The organism is Neoalteromonas facilis (genome assembly GCF_002807665.1).
Classification (GTDB): domain Bacteria; phylum Pseudomonadota; class Gammaproteobacteria; order Enterobacterales; family Alteromonadaceae; genus Alteromonas_E; species Alteromonas_E facilis.
The window spans coordinates 178968-202406 of the sequence record NZ_PEAY01000001.1 but is presented as its reverse complement, the minus strand read 5'-3'; the positions used below and the strand labels follow the sequence as shown (position 1 = coordinate 202406).

Genomic DNA, 23439 nt, shown 5'->3' with positions numbered 1-23439 from the left:
AGCAAAAATTAAATAGCGCCTTGCAAGGCGCTATTTTTTTAGGGAGTTAATTATGCCTAACAACGCAAAATTGCTTGGATATTTGGGATTGATCCCTTTTGTTATGATACCCATTGCGGTCATGATGAATATTCTGAGCTATCCACAAGCGTTTGCTTTTTTCAGTCAATATTCCGCAATTATCTTATCGTTTTTTGGTGGGGTTCACTGGTATGCGGCGTTAACAGAGCCGCGTTATTCGCACCAACTGTATGTGGCCATGTTACCCAGCATTATCGCTTGGATTGCATTGATTAGCTTCGCCGATATTCGCACGCTGGGCGTATTGTCTATCGCGTACATTGCGATGGTTATGTATGACAAATTCACACTGCAAATGACACCACACATGGTCATTGCCTACACCCGCATGCGCGTGGTGTTAACGACCATTGTTGTAGCCTGTCATGCCGTTATGATCATGATTGGTTAATCGAAACAACTGCCCGTCATGATGACGGGCAATTGACTCTTTATGCGCGGATAAGTGCCAGTAGCTCTTGTGTTTTTTGTTGCATTAACGCTACGTCGCCACGTGACTCAACGTTAAGGCGGATCACCGGTTCAGTATTGGATTTACGCAAATTAAAGCGCCAAGTGCCAAACTCCATACCAACACCATCAGTGTTATCAATTACGTCGGCTTGAGATTGGTAGGTGTCAATTACGCGTTGTAACGCTGCATCAGCATCTTGCAATTTACTGTTGATTTCACCCGAAGATGGAAACGCCGCAATACGTTCTTTCACCATACTCGATAAGCTTTGTTGCTTAGTCGCAATCAACTCAGCCACTAACAACCAAGGGATCATGCCCGAGTCACAATAAGCAAAATCTTTGAAATAATGGTGAGCGCTCATTTCGCCACCATAAATGGCATCTTCTTTTCGCATACGCTCTTTAATAAAGGCGTGCCCTGTCTTACTTTTTACTGGGACTCCTCCGGCCGACTCCACTACCGCTTCGGTATTCCAGTAGACGCGTGGATCGTAGATGATTTTAGCACCTTGATGTTTTGCTAAGAATGCTTCAGCCAGTAAGCCAACAATGTAATAGCCTTCAATAAACTCGCCTTTTTCATCAAACAGGAAACACCGGTCAAAATCACCGTCCCAGGCGATTCCCATATCGGCATTATGCGCTTTCACTGCGTCAGCTGTATCAGATCGGCTTTCGGGTAGTAACGGATTCGGTATTCCATTGGGAAATGTGCCATCTGGCTGATGATGCACTTTTACAAAGTTTACGGAAACACCCTTGCCACTTAAGTACTGTTCAATTGCATCAAGAGTCGGACCCGCAGCGCCATTTCCTGCATTTACCACTAACGTTTGTCCAGATAGCGCGTGAATATCAATATAGCTACACACATGAGCTACATAAGCATCTCTGTGGTCGATTACCGAATAATGTTCTGTTTCACTGAGGCGAGCGATATCCACCAAGCACTGCCCCGCTACAAAGTCGTCAGGGTTTGCACTCATATAGGTTTCATTCGCCATTTCCACCAGGCGTGCAGTGACAATTGCATCATCATAACTTTCGGCTTTGAGTTGAATATCATGCAATCCGGTATCACCGCTTATGGGCACGGCGCCAGCCTTCACTATTTTCATCCCATTGTAATCAATGGGGTTATGACTTGCGGTCACTTCAATACCGGCATCGACACCGAGATCCTTGGTGGCAAAATAGATTTCTTCGGTGCCTACGGTACCAATATCCAAGACCTTAGCACCGGCATCAATCGCGCCTGCGCTTAACGCCAATTTAAGCGGTAATGATGTAAGCCGAATGTCGCTGCCAACAACAATCGTTTTTGCCGCCAATACGTCTACAATTGCGCGGCCTATGCGATAGGCAACGTTCTCATCCAGCTGTTGATTAAGCTCACCTCGAATGTCGTAGGCTTTAAAACAAGTGATGGGCCGAGACATTACTTTTCCGCCTCTGCTGCACGTCCATAGCGGTCAGAGAATCGTACAATATCATCCTCTCCGAGATAGGAGCCCGATTGAACTTCTATCAATTCCAACGGGATCTTGCCTGGGTTTTCCAGAGCATGAACCGCACCTATGGGAATATAAATAGACTGATTCTCTGTCAGCATGGTTACGCTATCGTCGATGGTTACATGTGCAGTTCCCGACACTACAATCCAATGTTCAGCGCGATGATGGTGCATCTGTACACTGAGTTTCTCTCCGGGCTTAACCGTTATCCGCTTAACCTGAAATCGTTCGCCGTTATCGATTGAATCGTATTTACCCCAAGGGCGATATACTTCTCGATGAAATTCAAATTCAGGACGTCGTTGAGCCTTTAGTTCACTTACGATCGCTTTGATATCTTGAACCCTAGATTTATCTGCCACCAAAACAGCATCTTTGGTTTCAACGATAACCAGATTATCCACTCCCACCGCCGCAACTAATCGTTCTTCGGCGTTGATATAGGTATTGGATACATTTTCCAGCAAAATATCGCCAATCAGGACGTTGCCATTGGCATCCTTTTCTTTTGCGGTTTCCCACAGTGATGACCAACTGCCGACATCACTCCAACCCGCATCTAAGCTCACCATGGCTGCTAACTTGGTATGCTCCATGACAGCGTAATCGATAGAATCGTCCGGCGACTGACCAAAAATATCAGCATCAACGCGAATAAAATCCAAATCTGGCGTTTCAGTGGCGATTGCTTGCTGGCACACAGATAAGATCTCTGGCGCATATTGGCGTAGTTCATCTATGTAGGTTTGTGCCTTAAACATAAACATGCCGCTATTCCAGAAATATTCGCCCGACTCCACGTATTGAGTCGCGGTTGCCAAATCCGGCTTCTCGACAAATTCCGATACACTAAACCCATCGCCTAACGCATCACCAGAACGAATATAGCCGTAACCGGTATGTGCCTGATCAGGCACGATACCAAATGTCACTAGGCGACCTTGTTGCGCCAGCGTTTCTGCTTTGGCGATAGCATCATGAAATGCGGGATGGTCCTGAATTAGGTGGTCCGCCGCCAATACTAACAATACCGCGTCTGCATCCTGTTTTAGCGCATGTAATGCCGCCAGCGCAATCGCCGGTGCTGTATTTCGCCCTACCGGTTCAAGGATAATGCCGCCATGATCAACGCCTGATTGACGTAACTGCTCAGCGACTAAAAATCGATGCGCGTCGTTACAAATGATTATCGGGTGTTCCGCTGGTGTGCCTGATAAACGCCCAAGGGTGTCTTGCAACATGGTTTTATCAGAAGTCAGCGATAGAAATTGCTTAGGTAATGCTTTTCGTGACTTTGGCCATAAACGACTGCCAGTTCCACCGGCGAGAACAACTGGTTGCATGGAATATCCTATAGTTAACGTGCAAATCGACACTATAGTAGTGAACCTGTTTGCTCGACGCAATCGTTATGGCACAAACTCAGTGCTTAGACACTCACCAATTGGTTATTTTGATAATCTCGAATAGCTTGCTCTATTTCAGCCCGCGTATTCATGACGAAGGGGCCATACTGCACGATAGGCTCTTCAATCGGCTTTCCACCCACCAATATCCAGGCTGCTCCTTGTTGATGCACAGCTATATCAAGCGTATCTGCAGGCGATAGAACCCCAAGAGTTCCTTTCACGAGCGTTTGCTCGCCAATGCTCAACTTCCCCTCATAAACATAGATAAAGTATTGGAATGATTCGTTCAATGATAATGCTTTAGTTACGCTATCCGAGGATCTGAAATCGGCGAAAAATGGCGTTTGGGCATCTGAATGTAAAGCCTTAACAGGGCCCTTACACCCAGACATTTCGCCACTTAACAAACGAACTTCAAGGCCATTTTCATCGTGCCATTGCGGTACCTCGTCAGCTGGAATATCTTGATAATCAGGCGCCGACATTTTGTCCTTAGCCGGTAGATTAACCCACAGCTGAAACCCTCTTAACAAACCTTCCTGTTGCTCTGGCATTTCTTCATGAATAATGCCGCGCCCAGCATTCATCCATTGAATGCCACCGCTTTCAATAACACCGTCATTGCCAACTGAATCTCTATGTCGCATCTTACCATTTAGCATATAGGTGACAGTCTGAAAGCCGCGATGCGGATGTGGCGGAAAACCCGGAAGATAATCGGCACTCGATTCCGAACCAAACTCATCCAACATCAGAAAAGGATCCAAATTAGGTAAACCGGGCTGCCCGATTACGCGACTAAGCTTCACTCCTGCCCCGTCTTGAGCTGCCATACCTTTAATGGTTTTGCTTATGGTTGCTGCTTTCATTTTGCTAACACCTCTCGTGCATGTGGCAAAGTAAAGTCAATGTCAGGCCCCATTGGCACAACACGTGTTGGGTTGATCATATCGTGGCTGTAGTAATAGTGGCGTTTGATATGAGTTTGGTTAACGGTGTCTGCAATACCCGGCTGGGCATAAAGATCTCTGAGGTACCCCCACAGATTCGGATAATCGACAATACGCTTTAAATTACACTTAAAATGACCTACATAGACAGTGTCAAAGCGCACCAACGTTGTAAATAAACGCCAATCAGCCTCAGTAATGGTATCACCGAGTAAATAGCGCTTATGACTCAAACGTTGTTCAATGTTTTCCAATCCCTCAAAGAGGCTGTGTACAGCCTCTTCATACGCGTCTTGAGTGGTCGCAAACCCCGCCTTATACACACCATTATTGATATTGTCGTAGACAAACGCATTGATCTCATCAATCTCGTCGCGCAACGCTATTGGATAATAATCCAAAGTATTCCCAGTGAGATCATCAAATGCAGAATTGAACAAACGAATAATGTCTGCGGATTCGTTATTGACTATCGTGTTGGTTTTGGTATCCCACAGCACCGGAACCGTCACTCGAGTTGTGATATTTGGATCGGCTTTTGTATATATTTGATGCATGTAATCATAGCCAAATAACTTATCACCGGTAGCATCGGGGAACGACTCAAACGTCCATCCCTGCGTTAGCATGTCAGGGTTCACCACCGAGACATCGATATGTGACTCAAGTTGTTTCAGCTTGCGAAAAATAAGTGTGCGATGTGCCCATGGACACGCCAGCGACACGTACAAATGATAGCGGCCAGACTCCGGTTGATACGTTTTATCTGAGACGCTAATTGTGTTGCGAAACTTTGATGCTTGACGCTTAAATTTGCCTTGATTCGCTTTCGTGTCATACCACTCATCGTGCCATTGCCCATCAACTAGTAACCCCATAGTACTTCTCCGATATTGACTGAATTCGATGTAGCAAGGTTACTATCGAATTAAACGGAAAAATATTGCAATAAACCATCCATTTCGTTCTAATTTTTAGATGATTAAAGTTTATCTACAATGGTTTTGGCGATGGGTAAGGCTGAGGTGGCAGCGGGCGATGGTGCGTTACCCACGTGCAAACAACGATCAGTTTCAACAAAGATAAAGTCGTGCGCCATATTCCCATTAGAATCAACAGCTTGCGCTCTTATCCCAGCGCGATAAGGTAATAGATCCTGCATTTGAATATGCTCACAATAACGTTGAACACGCTTTAGATAACCGGATGTCATTAAAGAATCGCGAAACTCTGCTAATCCAGGGCGAATAAAACGTTTGAGTAATTTCCATGTACCGCTATAACCTGCCATTGCTATGCAATCGGACATGTCCCATTGCTCATTTTGATAGGCATGTTTACCGGGCGCTAAGACGGCATTAGGACCTACGGTAAGATACCCACCGATCATTGGCGTTAGGTGAATGCCCAAAAAAGGCATAGTAGGATCTGGTACTGGATAAATTAACCGTTCTACCAACTGATTATGTCTTTCATGCAAACGAAAGTATTCCCCCCTGAACGGGAGCAGTTTAAAATCCGTTTTCAAGCCACTTTTAGCAATCAAGTCATCTGCATGGATACCGGCACAGTTTACAAATTGCTGCGTTGACCAAGTCTGAGCATTTGTGTGCGTTGTCAACGATACGTTGTCGCCCGTCTCCTCTACGCCCACTACGCCACTGTTATAAAAAACCTGTACCCCCTGTTGTTGAGCTAATGATAACAAGGTTCGAGTAATTGACGCGTAATCGGTTATTCCTGAATGCGAAACCCACACGGCTTGTCTGCCCTTAATTGCAGGCTCCATTTCACGTATTTTGGCGCTATTGCAGAACTCAGGGGTTAAATCGTTTTGAACACAACTATCAAACAATGTTTCTAAGCGTGATTCTTCATCAGCATCCGTTGCAACAATAAGTTTTCCGCATTGTCGAAACGGTATATCGTGCTGCTGGCAAAAACCTATCGTTTGCTCCAAACCCTGACGACATAACTTGGCTTTCATGCTGCCCTGAGGGTAGTAAACGCCTGCATGGATCACACCTGAATTTCGTCCCGTTTGATGCTGTGCCGGCGCGTCTTCAGATTCTAATACGGCAATGCGTTTCTGTGGATAGCGCAAAGCATACTCATAAGCTGTCGCTGCCCCTACGATCCCAGCCCCCGCAATGATAAGATCAAAATCTGATTGCAATTGAGTGTCACCAATTGAAAATTAATCCATTAACCCTGATATTACCCAACCTTGAATGATAGAGCGAATGGAATAAGCATGACTGAGAAACAACGCTTCGGTGGCATAGCCCGACTTTATGGCCAAGAGCCTTTAAACGCTTTGGCAAATAGCCATTTTTGCGTGATTGGTATTGGTGGTGTTGGCAGTTGGAGTGCTGAAGCTTTAACTCGCACCGGTGTTGGTACATTAACACTGATTGATTTAGACGATATTTGTACCACCAATGTAAACCGCCAGATCCATGCGCTCAACTCGACCATTGGTGAAGCCAAAGTAGAGGTCATGGCACAACGGATACGACAGATAAATCCAGACATAAATGTGAATGCTGTTGAGGATTTTGTCACTGCCGAAAATGTCAGTTCATTGATCGATTCACGTTTTGATGTGGTGATTGATGCAACCGATAGCATTAAAGCAAAAGCAGCGATTATCGCTCATTGCAAACGTAACAAAATTGCTATTATTACCGTCGGTGGCGCCGGTGGGCAAATTGATCCAAGACTCATCACAACAGGTGATCTAGCTAAAACTATTCAAGATCCATTATCTGCAAAACTGCGCTCTGAACTTCGCCGTTTTTATAATTTCAGCAAAAATACCAAACGAAGATTCGGCGTTGAATGTGTCTATTCAACTGAGCAGCTACGTTACCCACAACCCGATGGGAGCGTTGCGGGTAACAAAAATACAATGGATGGCAGTACACGCTTAGATTGCTCATCCGGCTTTGGCGCCTGCACAATGGTTACGTCAACCTTTGGTATGGTGGCTGCGGCGCGTGCCGTCGATAAGTTTTTGCATAAGCAAGCATCATAATCAGCCTGCTTGCTCACTTGGCTCCTGTTTAACGCTATGTCTTTTACGGCGGTCTAACCCTATCGCAATAACCAACCATAACGTTAGAAGAACAAAGACTAACCATGGGTTTTCGGCAACTTGCATTACTTCTTCACTGAGCACAGCGGTAGCCGATATCAATGCCAAGTAGTACGGTAAATTGAGCAAACCCGCCAACCACACCACTCTCAACGGCTTGTGATTCGCACCTTGTGAAAACATAAAGAACGCTAATGAATTCATGTGGATCATGGCTAACAATAAATGCTTAAGTTGGGTTGGCTGATGGGAATCGTAGCGATGTGAGTTTAATCGCCCTAATAGATAGTTCACCAACGAACCAAGGGTTGCAGCGACTACCATCGCCAGGGTCAAGTACACAATGTCAGACCAAGAAGGTTGCGCACTGATCACCAAAACCACAGCGAAAAATTGTCCGGGAAAGTAAAACCCTATATAGACAATAGATTCCAATAAGATAATCAACACGATAAGCACATAAAATGCACCACCTATGTGATCCTGGATACTATTGAGTATGCTCAATCCATCTGGAATAACACCATTGAACACTAGCAATGACATTAGGCTAAACGCGCACAAGGCCGTCAACGGCAACGTAGAATAATATTTCACTGAACTACTCCTTTTACCTCTATACGAGAGACTGCTACAAGTCGTTCAATATTTTCGGCACTGCACTCAACAAGTTGATTCCACGTCATGCTTGGTTCAGTATTAAGTGATTCAATACCATGTTGTTTTTTCATGTATAGACACAAAACCACACTGGAACAATGGCGAATTCTGCAAGCTGTAGTCGATTACGGTGGTTATGCCCACGCAGCAGAGAAACTCAATAAAAGCCAATCTTCTCTGAACCATGCCGTTGCAAAATTGCAGCGTCAGTTAGGCGTTGAATTACTTGAGATTAAGGGGCGAAAGGCTTTTCTCACCGAAGCTGGTGAAGTTATGTTACGGCGTTCGCGTTATATCACACAGAATGCAGAGGAACTTGAGTCACTGGCGAGTAACATTCAGCAAGCATGGGAGCCGGAAATATCACTGGCGGTTGAACTCGCATTTCCACGAGACATCATTTACGACTGTTTGTGTGACTTTCTGCCCCTTTCTCGTGGTAGCCGGGTAAAAATAACCGACACCGTGCTAACGGGCACGAATGAGATCATCGTAAACAAATCAGCAGATCTGGTAATTGCTTCAAATGTACCCAAAGGATTTCTCGGAGAACCTCTCGCGATGATTGATTTTATTGCCGTATGTGGGCCCCAGCATCCATTAGCGAATCTACCAAGCCCCATTGATCCCAATGAATTACAGCAGCATTTACAAATCGTGATAAAAGATACTGGCACTGCCCCTGTTGAAAGTCAGGGGTGGTTAAAATCCGAACAACGTTGGACGGTAAGTCAATTTGACAGTGCCATCGGTTTTTTATTACGCGGCATGGGATTTTGTTGGTTACCTAAACATGTGGTTTGCGAACATCTCACTGCTGGTAATCTAGTACAATTGAACATTGAAGGCAGCTCATTTAGGCGTATATCGTCTTTTCTCGTTATTCCCTCGCCTGACAATATCGGTCCCGGTAGTCAATTGCTGGCATCGATCATTATCGATAATCGACAAATTGATTCTTCTTCTGCACAATAAGCACAAAAACAATAAGGCATCGCTCGCATGGATCAACAAGAACTCAACGCACTCATGGCTGATAGCGCCAAAAACGCGGTTGAAACAACTCACAAAGAATTTGGGATTGATTTAGACGGCAGCCCCGACAGCATAAGTCAGGTAGACGATGTATTATTGAGTTTTCTCGACAAGTACCAAGACAGCGCACTTGAAGATCAAGCCGTATTCACCCTTTGCAATATATACGGTGCCTATGTTGGTGAAGTGTTCAAAAAATCTCTCGGTGGTGAATGGCGCTATGATGTTTCTGATCCATCTGCGCCGTACGTCGTGCTTGATTACAATAACCGCTCATACGCATTTGCGGGCATTTGCTACGAACGTTTGGTGAATGACAGTACCATCAGTGTCAAAGCTTATTTTGACAAAGCGCTGGAAAACAATACTCAGTAATCATTCAACTGAAGCGTCACGGACGTATGCACCAACCCGTTTACTCCGTGACAGATAAACTACAAAGGTCAGTGTCAACAAAACCGATACCGACAAGCGCCAACTAAAATAACCGTGATTGTCCCAAATCCCCTTCGCCTGAATAATAAGGCTCAATAACAACCCTAAAAGCAGTATGGTGCGGGTGAAGCATTGCCAGCAAATGGGCTGTTTGCGTAGTTTTTCTCGCCCCCCAAGGAGTATAAACACTGCAATTCCGGGCATTGCAGGGACAATGTTCACGTACCATTCATGGCTACTGGGATAATACAACTCTATCAGTGCACTGGGATTCTCACGCATAGATACCGAAATAATCATAAGTAACAATGCCTTAGCTAGCCAAATACAGGCCACATACATTAATAGTGGTGGTTTTAAATGCCCTGACTCATCATAACAATGCAGCGGAAAAGGTAATCGTGATGGTGTCGACAACGTGGCTCCTGAGCGCTTTTATTTAGCCAATTAGCACAAGGTAAGTATAATAGCGCCAATTTTAAACGAATGGTCCACGTGTATGACAGTAGAAATTGTCGATCCCAAGAAAACCACGACCTTGGATACCCCCAAAAAAGTCTTATCTGAACAGGCGGAAAGCGCAAATCACGGTACTGGCAGTCGTATTGGTTTTATCAGTTTAGGTTGCCCCAAAAACCTCGTTGATTCAGAACGCATCCTGACGCAATTACGCACCGAAGGTTATGATGTAGTACCAACCTATAACGACGCTGACTTAGTCATAGTGAATACCTGCGGTTTTATTGACGCCGCTGTTCAAGAATCACTGGATACCATCGGTGAAGCATTAGCGGAAAACGGTAAGGTGATTGTCACCGGTTGCCTTGGCATCAAAGAAGATGAAATCCGTGAAGTTCACCCGAATGTATTGGCTATTACCGGTCCACACGCTTATGAAACAGTGGTTGAGCAAGTTCACCAACATTTGCCCAAACCTGAACATAACCCGTTTATGCACTTAGTACCGGATCACGGGGTTAAATTAACCCCGCGACATTTTGCTTATTTGAAAATTTCGGAAGGCTGCAATCACCGCTGTACATTCTGCATCATACCGTCCATGCGTGGTGATCTGGTTAGCCGCCCAGTTGGAGAAATTCTCGACGAAGCAAAACGCCTGCAAGGCGCTGGCGTCAATGAGCTTTTGGTAATATCACAAGATACCAGTGCTTATGGCGTTGATACTAAACACCGCACTGGCTTTTGGAACGGTATGCCCGTTAAAGCGCATATGCAGCAGTTGTGTGAAAAACTGGGAGAAATGGGCATGTGGGTGCGCTTACATTACGTTTACCCATACCCTCACGTCGATGATCTAATTCCGTTAATGGCAGAAGGTAAAATACTGCCCTATTTGGATATCCCCTTCCAACATGCTAATAAGCGTATATTGCGCCTAATGAAGAGACCGGGCAGCGCAGAACGTACCATTGAACGTATCCGCAAGTGGCGTGAACAATGCCCTGAGCTGATCATTCGCTCAACATTCATCGTGGGCTTTCCCGGTGAAACAGAGGAAGAATTTGAAGAACTATTGCAGTTCTTACGTGAAGCACAATTAGACCGTGTCGGATGTTTCCCCTACTCCGCGGTGGAAGGTGCGGCAGCCAACAACTTGCCTGATCCTGTTCCAGAAGATGTTAAAGAGCAACGACTAGAACGTTTTATGCAGGTACAAAGTGAAATCAGTGCGCAGCGCTTAGCCGAGCGTGTTGGTAATGAATACCAGATCGTGATTGATTCAGTTGATGCTGAAGGCGCAGTTGGTAGAAGCTATGCAGACGCACCCGAAATTGATGGTGTCGTCCACCTAAATGGTGTGCATCACCTTCAACCGGGAGAACGAGTATGGGCAGAAATCATCCATACGGATCAGCACGATTGTTGGGCCGTGCTCTCTGAGGATCAGTAACCTTATTGTGCCGGTGTGAAAATACTCATTCGATTGGACGTTTCATTTCCGCCGGCTTTTGCTGCACCCGCAACCACGTATATTTTTTGTTGATGGGTTATGGCACCAAGACCATGACGTGGTAACGGCATTACGCTAGCTTCACGCCATAAAGCTTGCTGCGTATCGTACTGCCAAACCGTCTCATACACACCACCGCCATTATCGAAATATTCACCGCCAAATACGTAAATTTGCTTACCTATCGCAGCACACGCTAGTCCAGCCTGCGCCTGCGGTAACGATGGTAGTGTCTGCCATTGCTGAGTAGTAAAATCATACACTTCATGCACCGCTAAATTTCCACCACCAACAGTGCGACCACCGATGGTGTGCCAGCGGTTATCAATCACAACAGCACAAGCACTATTGCGCGCTGTTGGTGCACTAGCACCCTGTGCCCAGCGGTTTGACTCAATGTCATACATCCAATGCTGAGCAGTATCACCATGGTCCCGCCATTGTGCATTGTTGTTCGCTTCCAACGGCGTTCGTCCCGTCACCAGATGAACCACACCATTATGGACACTGATCAATGATTCAGACAGTGGTATCGGCATTGAAGAGATCGTCTGCCATTTGCCACTATCTGTAAGCTTTAGTACATCGGTAGAATTGTGCCATAGGCCTTTATCGTTCTGAGTGAAGCCACCAAAGCTATATAATCCCTGCTCTAGATCAATGAGCATCGGATGGTGGCGAGGTTCAGGTAGTGACGGCCACTCGACCCACTCGTCAACGTCAAATGAATAGGCAAAGACCCGATCACTTACACCCATCCATTCAGCCGTAGCGCTTGGTGTTAGACCACCCGCCACGACCAGTTTCCCATCGTGCAACGCAGGATAGATTTCTTGCGTTGCAATCGGTAACGCTGCTGCGACCTGCCAGTGTGTAGATTCGCTCTGAGTGTTGCTGTCAGCCTTACTGGCAGATTCGCTCAAGGTCTCGCCAAAGGCTTGGCTAGCTGAAACTAGACCACAGGTTAGCATTAACGCAGCCCACACTCCCCGACGCGGTTTTACCATGGCAGTAATTCCCCATTGCTATGCCAGAAGTGACCACTGTTTTCCAAATTCAATTCATCAACACGCTGTTGTAAACGCGTAGCCGCGGTTTTAGTGTCGATATCACCGCCGTAGCCAACCATTTCAGTTTGCACATACCCGGGATGCAATAGCGCAACCGCAATGCCATCAGCATGCAAATCTCTTGCTAAGCTAACACCAGCTGCATTCAACGCCGCTTTTGACATGCGATAACCGTAATAGCCTCCCGAGCCATTATCGGCCATCGACCCCATGCGAGAGGTTATCATGGCCACTTTACTGCCGGAGGTTAGACTCGGTAGTAGCGCCTGAGTGACCAACAACGGGCCAAGTGCATTTACTCTGAATTGTTGCTCAATGGTCGCAGGACTCCAATTCTCAACAGATTCTCTCGCCAACACACCTGCATTATTGATTAAAATATCAATTTGGGTAGAGCGAAGACTCGATAACGCATCCGGTAGCGCGTCAGGATCTAGCATGTTCACGCCTTCTATAATATGCGCATTTGTCTGCTTCAACTCTTCAGACGCATGGCGGCAAAGTGCATAAACTTTATCGCCACGCTCTAGGTATGCCTGCACCATGGCAAGGCCAATACCACGATTTGCGCCGGTAATAACAACATTCATATTTACGCTCCTTTGGTCAATTGTTGGTTTAAACGAGCCAGATCATCTGGCGTATCAATACCCGTTGGGGGTGGCTCTTTTGCGAGTTCAATATGGATCTTATCGTTGTTCCATAACGCCCGTAACTGTTCGAGTGACTCTATTTTTTCTAACGCACTGGCTGGGTAATCGACATATTGCTGAATATACGATGCGCGGTAGGCGTATATACCAATATGGCGCATAAACAAGCCTTTATGCGCTTCCACGATGCCATCACGATCAAACGGAATGGAGGCTCGACTAAAATACATAGCATGCCCAAATCGGTCCGCGACAACCTTTACCACATTGGGGTTTTGCAGGTCATCTAGTTCAGTAATGGGTGTCGCCAATGTTGCCATTGCACATTGCGCTCGCGTACTCAAATTTTGGGCCACTTGACGGATGTTAGCCGCAGGAATAAAAGGTTCATCCCCTTGCACATTGACTACTATGCTTTCAGGTGCCAGTCCTTCTTTTTCGACTACTTCTGCCAGTCGTTCAGTGCCAGATTGATGATCACTGCGCGTCATGCAAACGTTAGCGCCAAACCCCATCGCGGCATCCGCTATACGCTGGTCGTCCGTAGCAACGATAACCTTATCAGCCTTAGCTTCTATTGCACGCTCTACAACATGTTGGATCATCGGCTTGTTTTGGATCATCGCAAGCGGTTTCCCCGGGAAGCGAGTTGACCCATATCGAGCAGGAATGATAACAATAAATGGAAAGCTGGCTGTATCAGTCATGTTTCAACGCTTCAATTTCATCGAGGCTTAATGTAGTCGCTTCATTTTCCAATAACACCGGAATATGGTCCTTAATGGGAAATGCTAAGCGGTCAAACCGGCAAATCAACTGATGTTGCTCAGGTCTAAACAACAATTTTCCTTTGCACACTGGGCAGGCTATTACGTCTAGAAGTTTCTTATCAAATGCCATTTATTTTTCTCACTGTGTTTGCATCAGCATGTGAAACTAATTGCTTCACTCTATTATAAAAAGAGTCTGGTAAACTAGCCGAAACTCGTAAATACCACCAGTCTGGATGCGCAAAAGGTGCACATTTCACTGCATCTTTTTCGGTCATGATCAACGCTGATGGAGGCAAATCATCAGGTGTAAATTGGTGATGATCGGGGAATTCTTTTTGCTGACTGACGTTAACCGTCAATGCACTAAGGGTTTGATAAAAGCGTTGCGGATTACCAATTGCGCAGGCAGCGGTCACGTTGGAATATCGTTGTTTAAATTCTTCAACGCTCATACGTAAAGACGGATCGCCCACGTTGACGATTTGATCGGCATGTAAACTCATATGGGCAACATACGCAACATCCATAGCGACGTTCGCATTTCCATTCACGATGACGCCATCAACAGACTTTAAACGGCCTATGCCCTCACGCAACGGTCCCATGGGTAATAAAAACCCGTTGCCGGTCAATCGTTCATCCATGACGACCCATTCAATGTCACGCTTCAATGCGTAGTGTTGTAATCCATCATCACACACAATAATGTCGCATCCCATTTGAAATAAATAGTCGGCACCGCGTTGACGGTTTGGATCAATGACCACGTTGCAGTTAACTCGGCGAGCCATAAGCGCTGGCTCATCACCGACTAATTCAGCGCTATCCTTTGGGCTTACACAATAGGGAAATTGACGTTGCATGCCGCCGTAACCGCGACTCAAGACGCCAACTTTTCGATTCAGGCTCGACAAATACTCGCATAAGGCTAACACCACCGGCGTTTTACCATTTCCCCCTACGCTGAGGTTTCCCACAACAATGACAGGTATAGGTGGCTTAGACGATGACAATATCCCCCAGCGATAACACGCCCGTCTTATTGCGGTTATAAAGGCGAATATTATGGCCAAAGGAAATAAGCAATATGTCCATGCTGCCCCTTGGTACCAGGCTTGTTCGATACGCTTTTGCACACTCATCAGGCGTCGTCGTTACCAAATTGCATGTTATGTAATTGTGCATAGGCCCCGTTTTTCGCCAACAATGCTTTATGCGCACCCTGCTCTACAATTTGGCCCTGATCAATCACAACAATCAAATCAGCATTCTCAATCGTCGATAGACGATGCGCTACCACAATGCTGGTACAGCGTTTTTGCAACTGTTCAAGCGCATCCTGAATAAGTTTTTCACTTTCGGTATCCAGCGCTGACGTTGCTTCGTCCAATATTAAAATCGGCGCATTAACCAATATTGCACGAGCGATGGCTAAACGCTGGCGTTGACCACCCGATAGCATCAAACCGTTTTCACCCACTAACGTATCGTAGCCATCACTAAGTTGTTGTACGAACTCGTCTACATGGGCAATTTTTGCGGCTTCAATAATCTCTTCTCGTGACGCATTGGCACGCGCACCATAGGCGATATTATTCGCCACCGTATCGTTAAACAGCGTGACCTGCTGGGATACCAAGGCGAATTGGCGTCGTAATGATTTTAATTCAAATTCATCTAAGGGTTTACCATCTAACAGAATTTGACCTTGTTGCGGTGAGTAAAACCGTGTCAGCAAGCTTGATAGGGTTGATTTCCCGCTACCAGAACGCCCCACTAATGCCACTGATTGCCCTGGCATTATGGATAAATCGATGTCCTTTAACGCTGCACGCGCTTGCTGCGGATAGTGAAACGTAACATGCTGGATATCGATTTGGCCTTTGGCTCGCTCCATCACAAAGGTGCCGTTATTTTTTTCCTCTTCCTGATCCAGTATTTCAAAAATACTGGCACAGGCCGCCATCCCGCGTTGAAACTCATTGTTTACAGTAGTGAGTTGCTTCAAAGGCTTCAATAGCATAACCATGTAAATAACCACAGATAGAAACACGCCCGCACTAAGATCGTCGATCATGCCCGGTGTCCCGGCAATAAACAGGACTACCGCCAATGCGATAGACGCAATGATCTGAATAACACTAACGCTGAGTATCGACGTGTTCGTTAGCTTCATATTTTGCTGACGATTGTGGTTATTTTTGTCCTTAAAACGGTTATGTTCGATCGATTGACCACCAAACATTAAAACCACTTTATGGCCTTTAACTGCTTGCTCTACGGCTGTCGTGACATTTCCCATGGCTTGTTGAATATTGCGGCTGACCGCACGAAAACGTTTACTGACAAATGACACGATAATCGCTACCAGAGGCGCAATAAGTAAGAATATTGAAGACAGTTGCCACGAGTAATAGAACATTGAGCCGAGAAGACCGATAACAAACGCGCCATCGCGCACAAGGATCAATAATGCCTTGCCCGCTGCATTTGCAACCTGTTCAGTATCATAGGTGACTTTGGATATTAAAGTACCGGCAGATTTTTCGTCGTGAAAGCTAACCGGCAAATGGATGTACTTATCAAATAATTGCTGACGCATTTTCATTACAACTTGGGTACTGACCCAAGCCAGCGAGTAATTCCCCATAAAATTGAAAATGCCGCGTAGAATAAAGATCGGCACGATCAAATAGGCCGCCATCCGCAGCATATCGTAGTTTTTCTGACCCAGGCTCTCGTCAATAATCGGTTGTAAATGGAAAAAGACAAACGTATCGACGCCTGAATAACCCACCATGCCCAAGATGGCTATGATGAAAGGAAGTTTAAAGTCTTTGAGATAACTGAAGAAACGCTTTACATGACGCGGATCGTTCGGCTTTTGTTGATCTGTAATCATCTACCAGCAAAACAAATTTAATGTGTGTTTGATTGTACGCAGAATTAAGCATAAACCCCAGCATTTAGTTTATCTGTCGATACCATCGCGGTGAGATCGTCCGTTTAAAGGAATCATAGGTAATGGGTTGAGTCTGAGCGTACGTGTAGCATGGCGCTTGATTAGCGTCTCGCTCACAATATTCAATACGAAATCGAATATAGCCCTCGTTTGCTGTATTGAGCGTATTGATCTCAAGGTGGTCATAGCGCTTTTGAACATCTTTATTTGGAAAGCCCCAACGGTTTAAAAAGCCAGTCGTAAATATCACGTGTTCGGGTTGTACAGCGCCTATAAAAGCATAGCTGGAACTGGTTTTACTGCCATGGTGCGGAGCGATCAGTATTTCAGCCTTTAAATCAGCCTGACGCGTCGCAACCTGATGTCTCACTAACGCTAATTCAGCATCGTTATCGATATCACCTGTTAATAATACACTTGTAGTGCCATCACTCACTTTAACCACACACGAATAGGTATTCTCTTGTTGTTCTCGCGCATGCTTTGACGCGGCAATTGGCCACATCACCTGAATACTGAGCCGCCCCCACATAACAGGTTCACGGCGCGAGCAATCATGCGCATCAATATGCTGATGAATACTAAGCGCTGTTGAAACGTCATGTAATCCCCCTGCATGATCATTATCAAAATGACTGACGATCAAAAAATCAAGAGTGTAGATCCCATGCGCATGCATAAATGGAAGAATAACCTGACGCGCAATACTGCTGCGCTCAGGAACACCCGGTCCAGTATCATAAAGTAACGCACGTTGACCTTGTGTGATCGCAACAGCCGTCCCCTGCCCAACATCAAACACGTGGACCTGCCAATCATTTGGGCTTTGCTCTTTTGGCAAAAAACTCACCAAGAGTGGCACAAACAAAAGCGCAGTTGTTCGACGTTGAGTTTTAAACGTCGGTAGCGCCAGTACAACAAAACCAGAAAAAGAAAATACCAACACATACACAGGAACCACAATATCTTGCAGCGCAGACATCGACCACTCACTGATGCTAGTTAGCAGTGATATCAGTACCTGGAAGATTAAATTTGCCAATGTGAGCAATTCTTCTCCCATCACAAAGCCAGCCATAAGCGCCATTACCGCCATTAAACTCAACGGTAACAAAATGAGTGTTACAACTGGTACTAGCGCTAGATTGGCAAATACGCTAACCAAAGAAAGCGTATTGAAATGATACAGTCCCATAGGCAGTAACATAAACGTCAAACAAACTTGCGATAATATGGCTAGCTTTAGCCAAGACATGCTCGATTTAGAGGACCAATCTAATCGCCAAGCAATAAACACAATGCTGCATACCGCAAATACACTTAGCCAAAATGAAAGCGCATAAATGCTGTAAGGCTCAAATAAGACGATTGTAAACAGTGCAACCAATATTATGGTAGTAGCATGGCGAACCAACCGAACGCACAGTAAAGTACTGACAATACACAAAGTGTAAAACGCTCTGACCACTGGAATCTGCCACCCAGACAGGTACGCGTAACCTAAAGAACCAAGCATTGTTATTATAATTATCAATGCGTTATATGGATTTTGGGATATTTTGGTCTGAGTGGCCGATTTTGAAGCTATTGATGCAAATAGCACTCCGATACCGCGTATTCCAAGTGCCAAAATAGCAAATATAAAGCCCGAAATGACGGTTAAATGTAATCCTGAAATAGCGAATAAGTGACTCAGTCCAGTACGCTGTAACAGTTGCCAATCATCATCACTTAATTGGTCGCGATAACCAATTGTTAGCGCCAGTAACCAGCGTTGATGGGACAGCTCTAGTTGTTGAATTTTATTTATGATTTGCTGACGCAGTGTTGGCAGACTTTTAGATACGACGCTAATATCACCGCCCTTTATATTCCCACTCGCGATCACATTTTTTGATAGCAACCAGCGTTTATAATCAAAGCTATGTGGATTACCCAAGCCTTGAGCCGGCTTTAGCGATGTAACTAGCCGAACATGATCGCCGTATTCAACTGTTTGATCGGGTTCAAACCAGCGTAAGAGAATGTGTCGGGAAAATACAAAATTATGTTCTGCTATCCGATCTGCTGCCAATGAAAATGATAGCCCGAAAGGTGTTTGCTTAACCTCTGTTATCCGTCCCGAAATAACCACACTTTGCTGAAACGCTATTCCCTGTATCTGCCATGTATAATACCAATGTCCTACGACTGAAGCCCAAAAAAGACCGCTTAACCCACCGATTATGCATAGGAAAATATTTAAATTCCGATATAATCGCCGGCAAAGCATTATGCATAGCGTGAGCAGTGCAACGATTGTGGCTACAACAACCAAAGCAAATATGCTGGGTAAACGCGGCCACAACATAGAAGTGATGTAAACACCAATGAAACTTAGCAATACTGATTGCAACGGCGACACTGGCTGCTTAAGCCAAAAAGTTTTTGCGTGCTCCATGAATCCGCTGTGGCTGCTCCATCATGCCTAAAAAGTTTATTCGTCGCTTATTACCCGACCATAAGTCAGTGCTTGAAAACCGATTTATCGCATTGTTTGGTCAACTGTTGCATGATCCCAATTTATGGCACTTGAATCGACGTAGTGCCGCAGGTGCTTTTGCCATCGGACTATTCTTTGCCTTTTGGCCAGTCCCCTTTCAGATGTGGTTAGCAGCGGCAGCAGCCATTCCGTTCCGTGTAAATTTGCCACTCTCCATTGCAACCGTATGGATCACAAACCCCTTTACAATGCCCCCTATATTTTACGCAGCTTATAAAATAGGCAGTACTGTACTGGGGGCCGAAATGAGTACCTTTGCGTTTGAATTGAGCTGGGAATGGGTAGTAAATAGTTTGTCCAGCATTGGGCCGGCCTTCCTATTAGGCTGTGCGATCTGCTCCGTGATCGGCGGGATCGTAGGGTATTACGGATTAAATGCGCTATGGCGTTGGTCTGTAGTGAAATCCTGGCAGGCGCGCCAACAGCGCCGAAAGTAATCGGCGCTGCCTTGGTCATTTATTGATGTTGCGCTAAAAACGCCAGCAACTGTTCTTCATTCCACACTGCTACACCGAGGCTTTCCGCTTTAGACAGTTTAGATCCGGCTTTTTCGCCGGCCACTAAAAAGTCCGTTTTAGCAGAGACACTACCGGCTACTTTTGCCCCTAATGCCATGAGCTGTTGCTTGGCTTCATCTCGTCCCATCGCTGACAATGTTCCGGTGATCACGCACGTTTTGCCATTCAACGGCAATGCACTCTCGTCTTTGCGCTCAATCGCTGGCCAGTTAACACCGACGTCAACTAATGCATCGATAACCTCTAGGTTGTGCGATTCAGCAAAGAAATGGGCTATGTGTTGTGCTACTACTGCACCAATGTCATTCACTTCAATGAGCTTTTCGACACTGGCTTCTTTGACCCTGTCCAAATCTCCAAAATGTAACGCTAAATTGGCTGCCGTTGCTTCTCCCACTTCACGAATACCCAGTGCGTACAAGAATTTTGCAAAGGTCGTATGTTTGGCTTTTTCAATCGCAGTAACTAAGTTACTTGCCGACTTCTCTGCCATCCGATCTAAGCCAATAAGTTCGGCAACCGTCAAATGAAAGAAATCGGCTGGTGTCTTTACTTTCCCTGCATCAACCAATTGCTCAACCAATTTGTCACCCAGGCCATCAATATCAAAGGCTTTACGTGAGGCAAAATGCTTCAATGCTTCTTTTCGTTGTGCCGCACAAAACAGACCTGCCGAACATCGCGCAACGGCTTCAGATTCGAGCTTTTCAATGTGCGAGTCGCATACAGGGCAAGCTGTTGGGAACACAATTTCTCTCGTACTCTCTGGCCGCTTATCCATAACGACTGAGACGATCTGTGGTATTACATCTCCAGCTCGGCGGATCACAACCTGATCACCTATCATGACACCCAGACGCGCAATCTCATCTGCATTGTGTAAGGTCGCATTAGATACGGTAACGCCCCCCACGAATACCGGCTTCAAACGAGCAACAGGCGTAATCGCCCCGGTTCGCCCGACCTGAAACTCTACGTCTAGCAGCTCTGTAATGGCCTCTTGTGCTGGAAATTTTCGTGCAATCGCCCAGCGTGGCGCTCTTGATACAAAGCCCAGTTGAGCCTGCAAATCAATGTCATCGACCTTGTACACAATGCCATCAATTTCATAATCCAAGCCATCACGCTGCTCACTCAGTTGCGCATAATAGTCAATACAGCCCTGTGCTCCCTGAGCAGCCTGCATCAAATGATTAATTGGCAAACCCCAATCAGCTAACTGTTGTAAACGCTGACAATGACTCGCAGCAAGCGGTGTTACTTCACCAGTGCACACACCAATTGAGTATGCGAAAAACTGCAATGGACGTTTGGCCGTAATGCGTGGATCTAATTGTCGTAAACTACCGGCTGCAGCATTGCGAGGGTTTGCGAACACCTTTGCTCCTGCTGCTCGCTGCGTTTCATTAAGTCTCTCAAAGCCGGCTTTAGGCATAAATACTTCGCCGCGGACTTCAAGATGCTCAGGAAAATCATCGCCACGTAACTTCAATGGAATACAGTTAATGGTGCGGACATTACTGGTAATATCCTCACCTACTCGCCCATCACCTCGAGTTGCAGCTCGCACTAATGACCCATTTTGATAGGTGATGCTCACCGCTAATCCATCAAGTTTAGGTTCACAAGCAAAAACAATAGTTTTATCACTCTTTAAGCGATCGCTGATACGTTTAACAAAGGCATCTAACTCATCATCATCAAATGCATTGTCTAACGACAACATCGGCATTTCGTGTTCTACCTGATCAAAAGCACTCAATGGCGCTCCCCCAACACGCTGGGTTGGCGATTCAGGTGTAACAATTGAAGGATGTTCGGACTCTAAATTTTGCAGTTCCCGAAACAAACGATCATATTCCGCGTCAGGTACTTTGGGATCATCTAAAACGTAATAGTGATAGTTATGTTCACTTAACTGCGCGCGCAAAAAATCAACTCGCGCCTGGGTAGAGTTATCTATACTTGTCATTGTTAGTCGGTTTTAAGTTCGTGAGATCATACGTCGACGCTCAAACTCTCTGATCTTCTCAACATATTGTTGAAGACCCTGCTTAGTCAATACACTGCGTCGTCCATCTAAAATTTGCCCAGAAAACTCTTCTGCGAGTTTACGTGCTGCATTGTGCATCATATTGAAAACCTGATGTGGATCACCTTCGATTGGTAAGATCATAAATAACGATACGCCTTGCGTAGTGAAATTTTCTAGGTTGTCGATATCAAACACACCTGGTTTAAACATGTTCGCCAAACTAAACAGCACCGGACCTTTACCGTTGCTGTTAACATGACGATGAAAAATATCCTGATCGCCAAACTTAAAACCGAGGGTTAGCAACATCGGCAGTAAAGCAGCGCCTGGGATTTCCTCTCCTTGAGGAGCTCTTACATTTAACACCAAGACTTCCTGCTCAGGCGGTGGAGCATCATTCTGCACTTCGTCAACGTTTTCGATATTGCGTTCTTCGTCAAACGACATGCGCATTTGGTCATCACCTAGCGTGGGCTCAATTCGCTTTCTGAACATTGACTTAGTGCGCTTGCGGGGCGCAGGCTTTTTATCTTCAACGCTTGCAACGTCTTGATTGTCTGAGACACCGACGGTTTCAGTGTTGTTCGGCTCTAATGGCGCTTGATCGAGACTAAAGTCCTCGACCTCATGATCGCTTTCAGACGCTGTGGGCGTTTCTGCTTTTGAGCTTTCAGTAACGGTTAAATCGTCTTCTTGTAATAAAAACGGCGGCGGCTCTGGGATAGTATGCTGTGCTATGGGCGTAACCGTTGCTTCAACCTTTTCTTCTGGTTTAACCATCGTCGGTTTAGGATTAGATACGACTGATGCATATAACTTTTTAGGTTTTTCTGGCTCTACCTTAACGCTGCTCGTCTCTTTATCAACCACAGCGTCCTGTGAGTCTTTTTTACTGTTGTTAGGTAAATCTGTATGCGCACCTAGTGAGTCAATGTCTTCATCCTGGATCAATGGCACCGGGTCAGGCTCAAGCTCTTCGTTCTCATTTAAAGATGAAAAACTCGGCGCTTCAACGGACTCGTATGGATCTTCTTCATCGAAAGCGCTAGTTTGTTTGCTTGGCTCATTGACTTTAGATTGGCTGACAACGCGTACTTCCCCTAACCCAAACTCGTCAAAACCTTCTACACGAGACTGTTGCTGAGCCGGTTCTATACGTGGCTTATTAGCCGGTTTGGAATTTCCTTTTCGTAAACTCCACAAACCATGTGCAAGAATAGCTAAAATGGCACAGCCACCGACCACTAATAGCGCAAATCGTAAGTCTTCCATTAAGA

22 protein-coding genes are annotated in these 23439 nt (G+C 45.7%); 6 read left to right on the top strand and 16 right to left on the bottom strand.

Features of this window, described 5'->3' with window-relative positions:
• Positions 1 to 52: 52 nt before the first annotated feature.
• Positions 53 to 472 (top strand): DUF3429 domain-containing protein, encoded by a 420-nt coding sequence (locus CSH93_RS00935; RefSeq protein ID WP_100641024.1) that lies wholly within the window; start codon positions 53 to 55, stop codon positions 470 to 472.
• 40 nt (positions 473 to 512) lie between these two features.
• Here the strand turns inward: CSH93_RS00935 and CSH93_RS00930 are convergent, their stop codons facing one another.
• The 5 genes from CSH93_RS00930 to lhgO form a co-directional block, all read right to left on the bottom strand.
• Complete coding sequence (locus CSH93_RS00930) at positions 513 to 1976, bottom strand: phosphohexomutase domain-containing protein (protein WP_100641022.1); 1464 nt, start codon at positions 1974 to 1976, stop codon at positions 513 to 515.
• The gene (locus tag CSH93_RS00925) at positions 1976 to 3394 is read right to left on the bottom strand and encodes a mannose-1-phosphate guanylyltransferase/mannose-6-phosphate isomerase (RefSeq protein ID WP_100641020.1); all 1419 of its coding nucleotides are present in this window, start codon (positions 3392 to 3394) and stop codon (positions 1976 to 1978) included. Before CSH93_RS00925 ends, CSH93_RS00930 begins: the two co-directional genes overlap by 1 nt.
• 86 nt (positions 3395 to 3480) lie before the next feature.
• A complete protein-coding gene (locus CSH93_RS00920; protein WP_100641018.1) occupies positions 3481 to 4329 on the bottom strand; it encodes a pirin family protein in 849 nt (282 codons plus the stop codon).
• Complete coding sequence (locus CSH93_RS00915) at positions 4326 to 5288, bottom strand: glutathione S-transferase family protein (protein WP_100641016.1); 963 nt, start codon at positions 5286 to 5288, stop codon at positions 4326 to 4328. The genes CSH93_RS00920 and CSH93_RS00915 overlap by 4 nt, the downstream gene beginning before the upstream one ends.
• A 104-nt stretch (positions 5289 to 5392) precedes the next feature.
• Positions 5393 to 6586: an L-2-hydroxyglutarate oxidase gene (gene lhgO / locus CSH93_RS00910; protein WP_164078263.1), complete on the bottom strand. Its 1194-nt coding sequence runs from the start codon at positions 6584 to 6586 to the stop codon at positions 5393 to 5395.
• Between the two features lie 78 nt (positions 6587 to 6664).
• Between lhgO and tcdA the strand changes: the two genes are divergently transcribed.
• A complete protein-coding gene (gene tcdA / locus CSH93_RS00905) occupies positions 6665 to 7447 on the top strand; it encodes a tRNA cyclic N6-threonylcarbamoyladenosine(37) synthase TcdA (protein ID WP_100641012.1) in 783 nt (260 codons plus the stop codon).
• Here the strand turns inward: tcdA and CSH93_RS00900 are convergent, their stop codons facing one another.
• Positions 7448 to 8104: a hypothetical protein gene (locus tag CSH93_RS00900; RefSeq protein WP_100641010.1), complete on the bottom strand. Its 657-nt coding sequence runs from the start codon at positions 8102 to 8104 to the stop codon at positions 7448 to 7450.
• 132 nt (positions 8105 to 8236) lie between these two features.
• On the opposite strand from CSH93_RS00900, the gene CSH93_RS00895 reads away from it, so the two are divergent.
• Together CSH93_RS00895 and CSH93_RS00890 are read left to right on the top strand one after the other, a co-directional pair.
• Entirely contained in the window at positions 8237 to 9142 is a 906-nt protein-coding gene (locus CSH93_RS00895; protein WP_100641008.1) for a LysR family transcriptional regulator, read from the top strand.
• A gap of 27 nt (positions 9143 to 9169) precedes the next feature.
• Positions 9170 to 9577 carry a hypothetical protein gene (locus tag CSH93_RS00890; RefSeq protein ID WP_100641006.1) on the top strand — a complete coding sequence of 136 codons (408 nt, stop codon included), beginning with the start codon at positions 9170 to 9172 and terminating at the stop codon, positions 9575 to 9577.
• Here CSH93_RS00890 and CSH93_RS00885 read toward each other — a convergent pair whose 3' ends face one another.
• On the bottom strand, positions 9578 to 10054 hold the full coding sequence (locus CSH93_RS00885) for a DUF2919 family protein (protein WP_100641004.1): 477 nt from the start codon (positions 10052 to 10054) through the stop codon (positions 9578 to 9580). It lies immediately after the preceding gene.
• Positions 10055 to 10136: 82 nt separating this feature from the next.
• On the opposite strand from CSH93_RS00885, the gene rimO reads away from it, so the two are divergent.
• Positions 10137 to 11549 carry a 30S ribosomal protein S12 methylthiotransferase RimO gene (rimO, locus tag CSH93_RS00880; RefSeq protein WP_100641002.1) on the top strand — a complete coding sequence of 471 codons (1413 nt, stop codon included), beginning with the start codon at positions 10137 to 10139 and terminating at the stop codon, positions 11547 to 11549.
• Positions 11550 to 11551: 2 nt separating this feature from the next.
• On the opposite strand, the gene CSH93_RS00875 is transcribed toward rimO, so the two are convergent.
• The 7 genes from CSH93_RS00875 to CSH93_RS00845 all read right to left on the bottom strand — a co-directional run bounded on the left by CSH93_RS00875 (position 11552) and on the right by CSH93_RS00845 (position 19507).
• The gene (locus CSH93_RS00875; RefSeq protein ID WP_100640986.1) at positions 11552 to 12616 is read right to left on the bottom strand and encodes a Kelch repeat-containing protein; all 1065 of its coding nucleotides are present in this window, start codon (positions 12614 to 12616) and stop codon (positions 11552 to 11554) included.
• Positions 12610 to 13269, bottom strand: a complete 660-nt coding sequence (locus tag CSH93_RS00870; RefSeq protein ID WP_100640983.1) for an SDR family oxidoreductase — start codon at positions 13267 to 13269, stop codon at positions 12610 to 12612. Before CSH93_RS00870 ends, CSH93_RS00875 begins: the two co-directional genes overlap by 7 nt.
• 2 nt (positions 13270 to 13271) lie before the next feature.
• Positions 13272 to 14039: a 3-deoxy-manno-octulosonate cytidylyltransferase gene (gene kdsB / locus CSH93_RS00865; protein WP_100640981.1), complete on the bottom strand. Its 768-nt coding sequence runs from the start codon at positions 14037 to 14039 to the stop codon at positions 13272 to 13274.
• On the bottom strand, positions 14032 to 14232 hold the full coding sequence (locus CSH93_RS00860; protein ID WP_100640979.1) for a Trm112 family protein: 201 nt from the start codon (positions 14230 to 14232) through the stop codon (positions 14032 to 14034). The genes kdsB and CSH93_RS00860 overlap by 8 nt, the downstream gene beginning before the upstream one ends.
• Positions 14222 to 15247, bottom strand: coding sequence for a tetraacyldisaccharide 4'-kinase (gene lpxK / locus CSH93_RS00855; protein ID WP_100640977.1), 1026 nt, complete (start codon positions 15245 to 15247; stop codon positions 14222 to 14224). The genes CSH93_RS00860 and lpxK overlap by 11 nt, the downstream gene beginning before the upstream one ends.
• Entirely contained in the window at positions 15247 to 17007 is a 1761-nt protein-coding gene (gene msbA / locus CSH93_RS00850) for a lipid A export permease/ATP-binding protein MsbA (protein ID WP_100640975.1), read from the bottom strand. The genes lpxK and msbA overlap by 1 nt, the downstream gene beginning before the upstream one ends.
• A 64-nt stretch (positions 17008 to 17071) precedes the next feature.
• Complete coding sequence (locus tag CSH93_RS00845) at positions 17072 to 19507, bottom strand: DNA internalization-related competence protein ComEC/Rec2 (RefSeq protein ID WP_100640973.1); 2436 nt, start codon at positions 19505 to 19507, stop codon at positions 17072 to 17074.
• Between the two features lie 23 nt (positions 19508 to 19530).
• On the opposite strand from CSH93_RS00845, the gene CSH93_RS00840 reads away from it, so the two are divergent.
• Entirely contained in the window at positions 19531 to 20046 is a 516-nt protein-coding gene (locus tag CSH93_RS00840; protein ID WP_100640971.1) for a DUF2062 domain-containing protein, read from the top strand.
• 19 nt (positions 20047 to 20065) lie between these two features.
• On the opposite strand, the gene ligA is transcribed toward CSH93_RS00840, so the two are convergent.
• Positions 20066 to 22099, bottom strand: coding sequence for an NAD-dependent DNA ligase LigA (gene ligA / locus CSH93_RS00835; RefSeq protein WP_100640969.1), 2034 nt, complete (start codon positions 22097 to 22099; stop codon positions 20066 to 20068).
• 12 nt (positions 22100 to 22111) lie between these two features.
• Positions 22112 to 23434, bottom strand: coding sequence for a cell division protein ZipA (gene zipA, locus CSH93_RS00830; RefSeq protein ID WP_100640967.1), 1323 nt, complete (start codon positions 23432 to 23434; stop codon positions 22112 to 22114).
• Positions 23435 to 23439: the final 5 nt, after the last annotated feature.

What these genes read in the sequence shown, in the direction of transcription:
- CSH93_RS00935 (WP_100641024.1), top strand. Translation starts at nt 53, where the DNA reads ATGCCTAACAACGCAAAATTGCTTGGATATTTGGGATTGATCCCTTTT.
- CSH93_RS00930 (WP_100641022.1), bottom strand. Translation starts at nt 1,976, where the DNA reads ATGTCTCGGCCCATCACTTGTTTTAAAGCCTACGACATTCGAGGTGAG.
- CSH93_RS00925 (WP_100641020.1), bottom strand. Translation starts at nt 3,394, where the DNA reads ATGCAACCAGTTGTTCTCGCCGGTGGAACTGGCAGTCGTTTATGGCCA.
- CSH93_RS00920 (WP_100641018.1), bottom strand. Translation starts at nt 4,329, where the DNA reads ATGAAAGCAGCAACCATAAGCAAAACCATTAAAGGTATGGCAGCTCAA.
- CSH93_RS00915 (WP_100641016.1), bottom strand. Translation starts at nt 5,288, where the DNA reads ATGGGGTTACTAGTTGATGGGCAATGGCACGATGAGTGGTATGACACG.
- tcdA (WP_100641012.1), top strand. Translation starts at nt 6,665, where the DNA reads ATGACTGAGAAACAACGCTTCGGTGGCATAGCCCGACTTTATGGCCAA.
- CSH93_RS00895 (WP_100641008.1), top strand. Translation starts at nt 8,237, where the DNA reads ATGTATAGACACAAAACCACACTGGAACAATGGCGAATTCTGCAAGCT.
- CSH93_RS00890 (WP_100641006.1), top strand. Translation starts at nt 9,170, where the DNA reads ATGGATCAACAAGAACTCAACGCACTCATGGCTGATAGCGCCAAAAAC.
- rimO (WP_100641002.1), top strand. Translation starts at nt 10,137, where the DNA reads ATGACAGTAGAAATTGTCGATCCCAAGAAAACCACGACCTTGGATACC.
- CSH93_RS00875 (WP_100640986.1), bottom strand. Translation starts at nt 12,616, where the DNA reads ATGGTAAAACCGCGTCGGGGAGTGTGGGCTGCGTTAATGCTAACCTGT.
- CSH93_RS00870 (WP_100640983.1), bottom strand. Translation starts at nt 13,269, where the DNA reads ATGAATGTTGTTATTACCGGCGCAAATCGTGGTATTGGCCTTGCCATG.
- kdsB (WP_100640981.1), bottom strand. Translation starts at nt 14,039, where the DNA reads ATGACTGATACAGCCAGCTTTCCATTTATTGTTATCATTCCTGCTCGA.
- CSH93_RS00860 (WP_100640979.1), bottom strand. Translation starts at nt 14,232, where the DNA reads ATGGCATTTGATAAGAAACTTCTAGACGTAATAGCCTGCCCAGTGTGC.
- lpxK (WP_100640977.1), bottom strand. Translation starts at nt 15,247, where the DNA reads ATGAGTGTGCAAAAGCGTATCGAACAAGCCTGGTACCAAGGGGCAGCA.
- msbA (WP_100640975.1), bottom strand. Translation starts at nt 17,007, where the DNA reads ATGATTACAGATCAACAAAAGCCGAACGATCCGCGTCATGTAAAGCGT.
- CSH93_RS00845 (WP_100640973.1), bottom strand. Translation starts at nt 19,507, where the DNA reads ATGGAGCACGCAAAAACTTTTTGGCTTAAGCAGCCAGTGTCGCCGTTG.
- CSH93_RS00840 (WP_100640971.1), top strand. Translation starts at nt 19,531, where the DNA reads ATGCCTAAAAAGTTTATTCGTCGCTTATTACCCGACCATAAGTCAGTG.
- ligA (WP_100640969.1), bottom strand. Translation starts at nt 22,099, where the DNA reads ATGACAAGTATAGATAACTCTACCCAGGCGCGAGTTGATTTTTTGCGC.
- zipA (WP_100640967.1), bottom strand. Translation starts at nt 23,434, where the DNA reads ATGGAAGACTTACGATTTGCGCTATTAGTGGTCGGTGGCTGTGCCATT.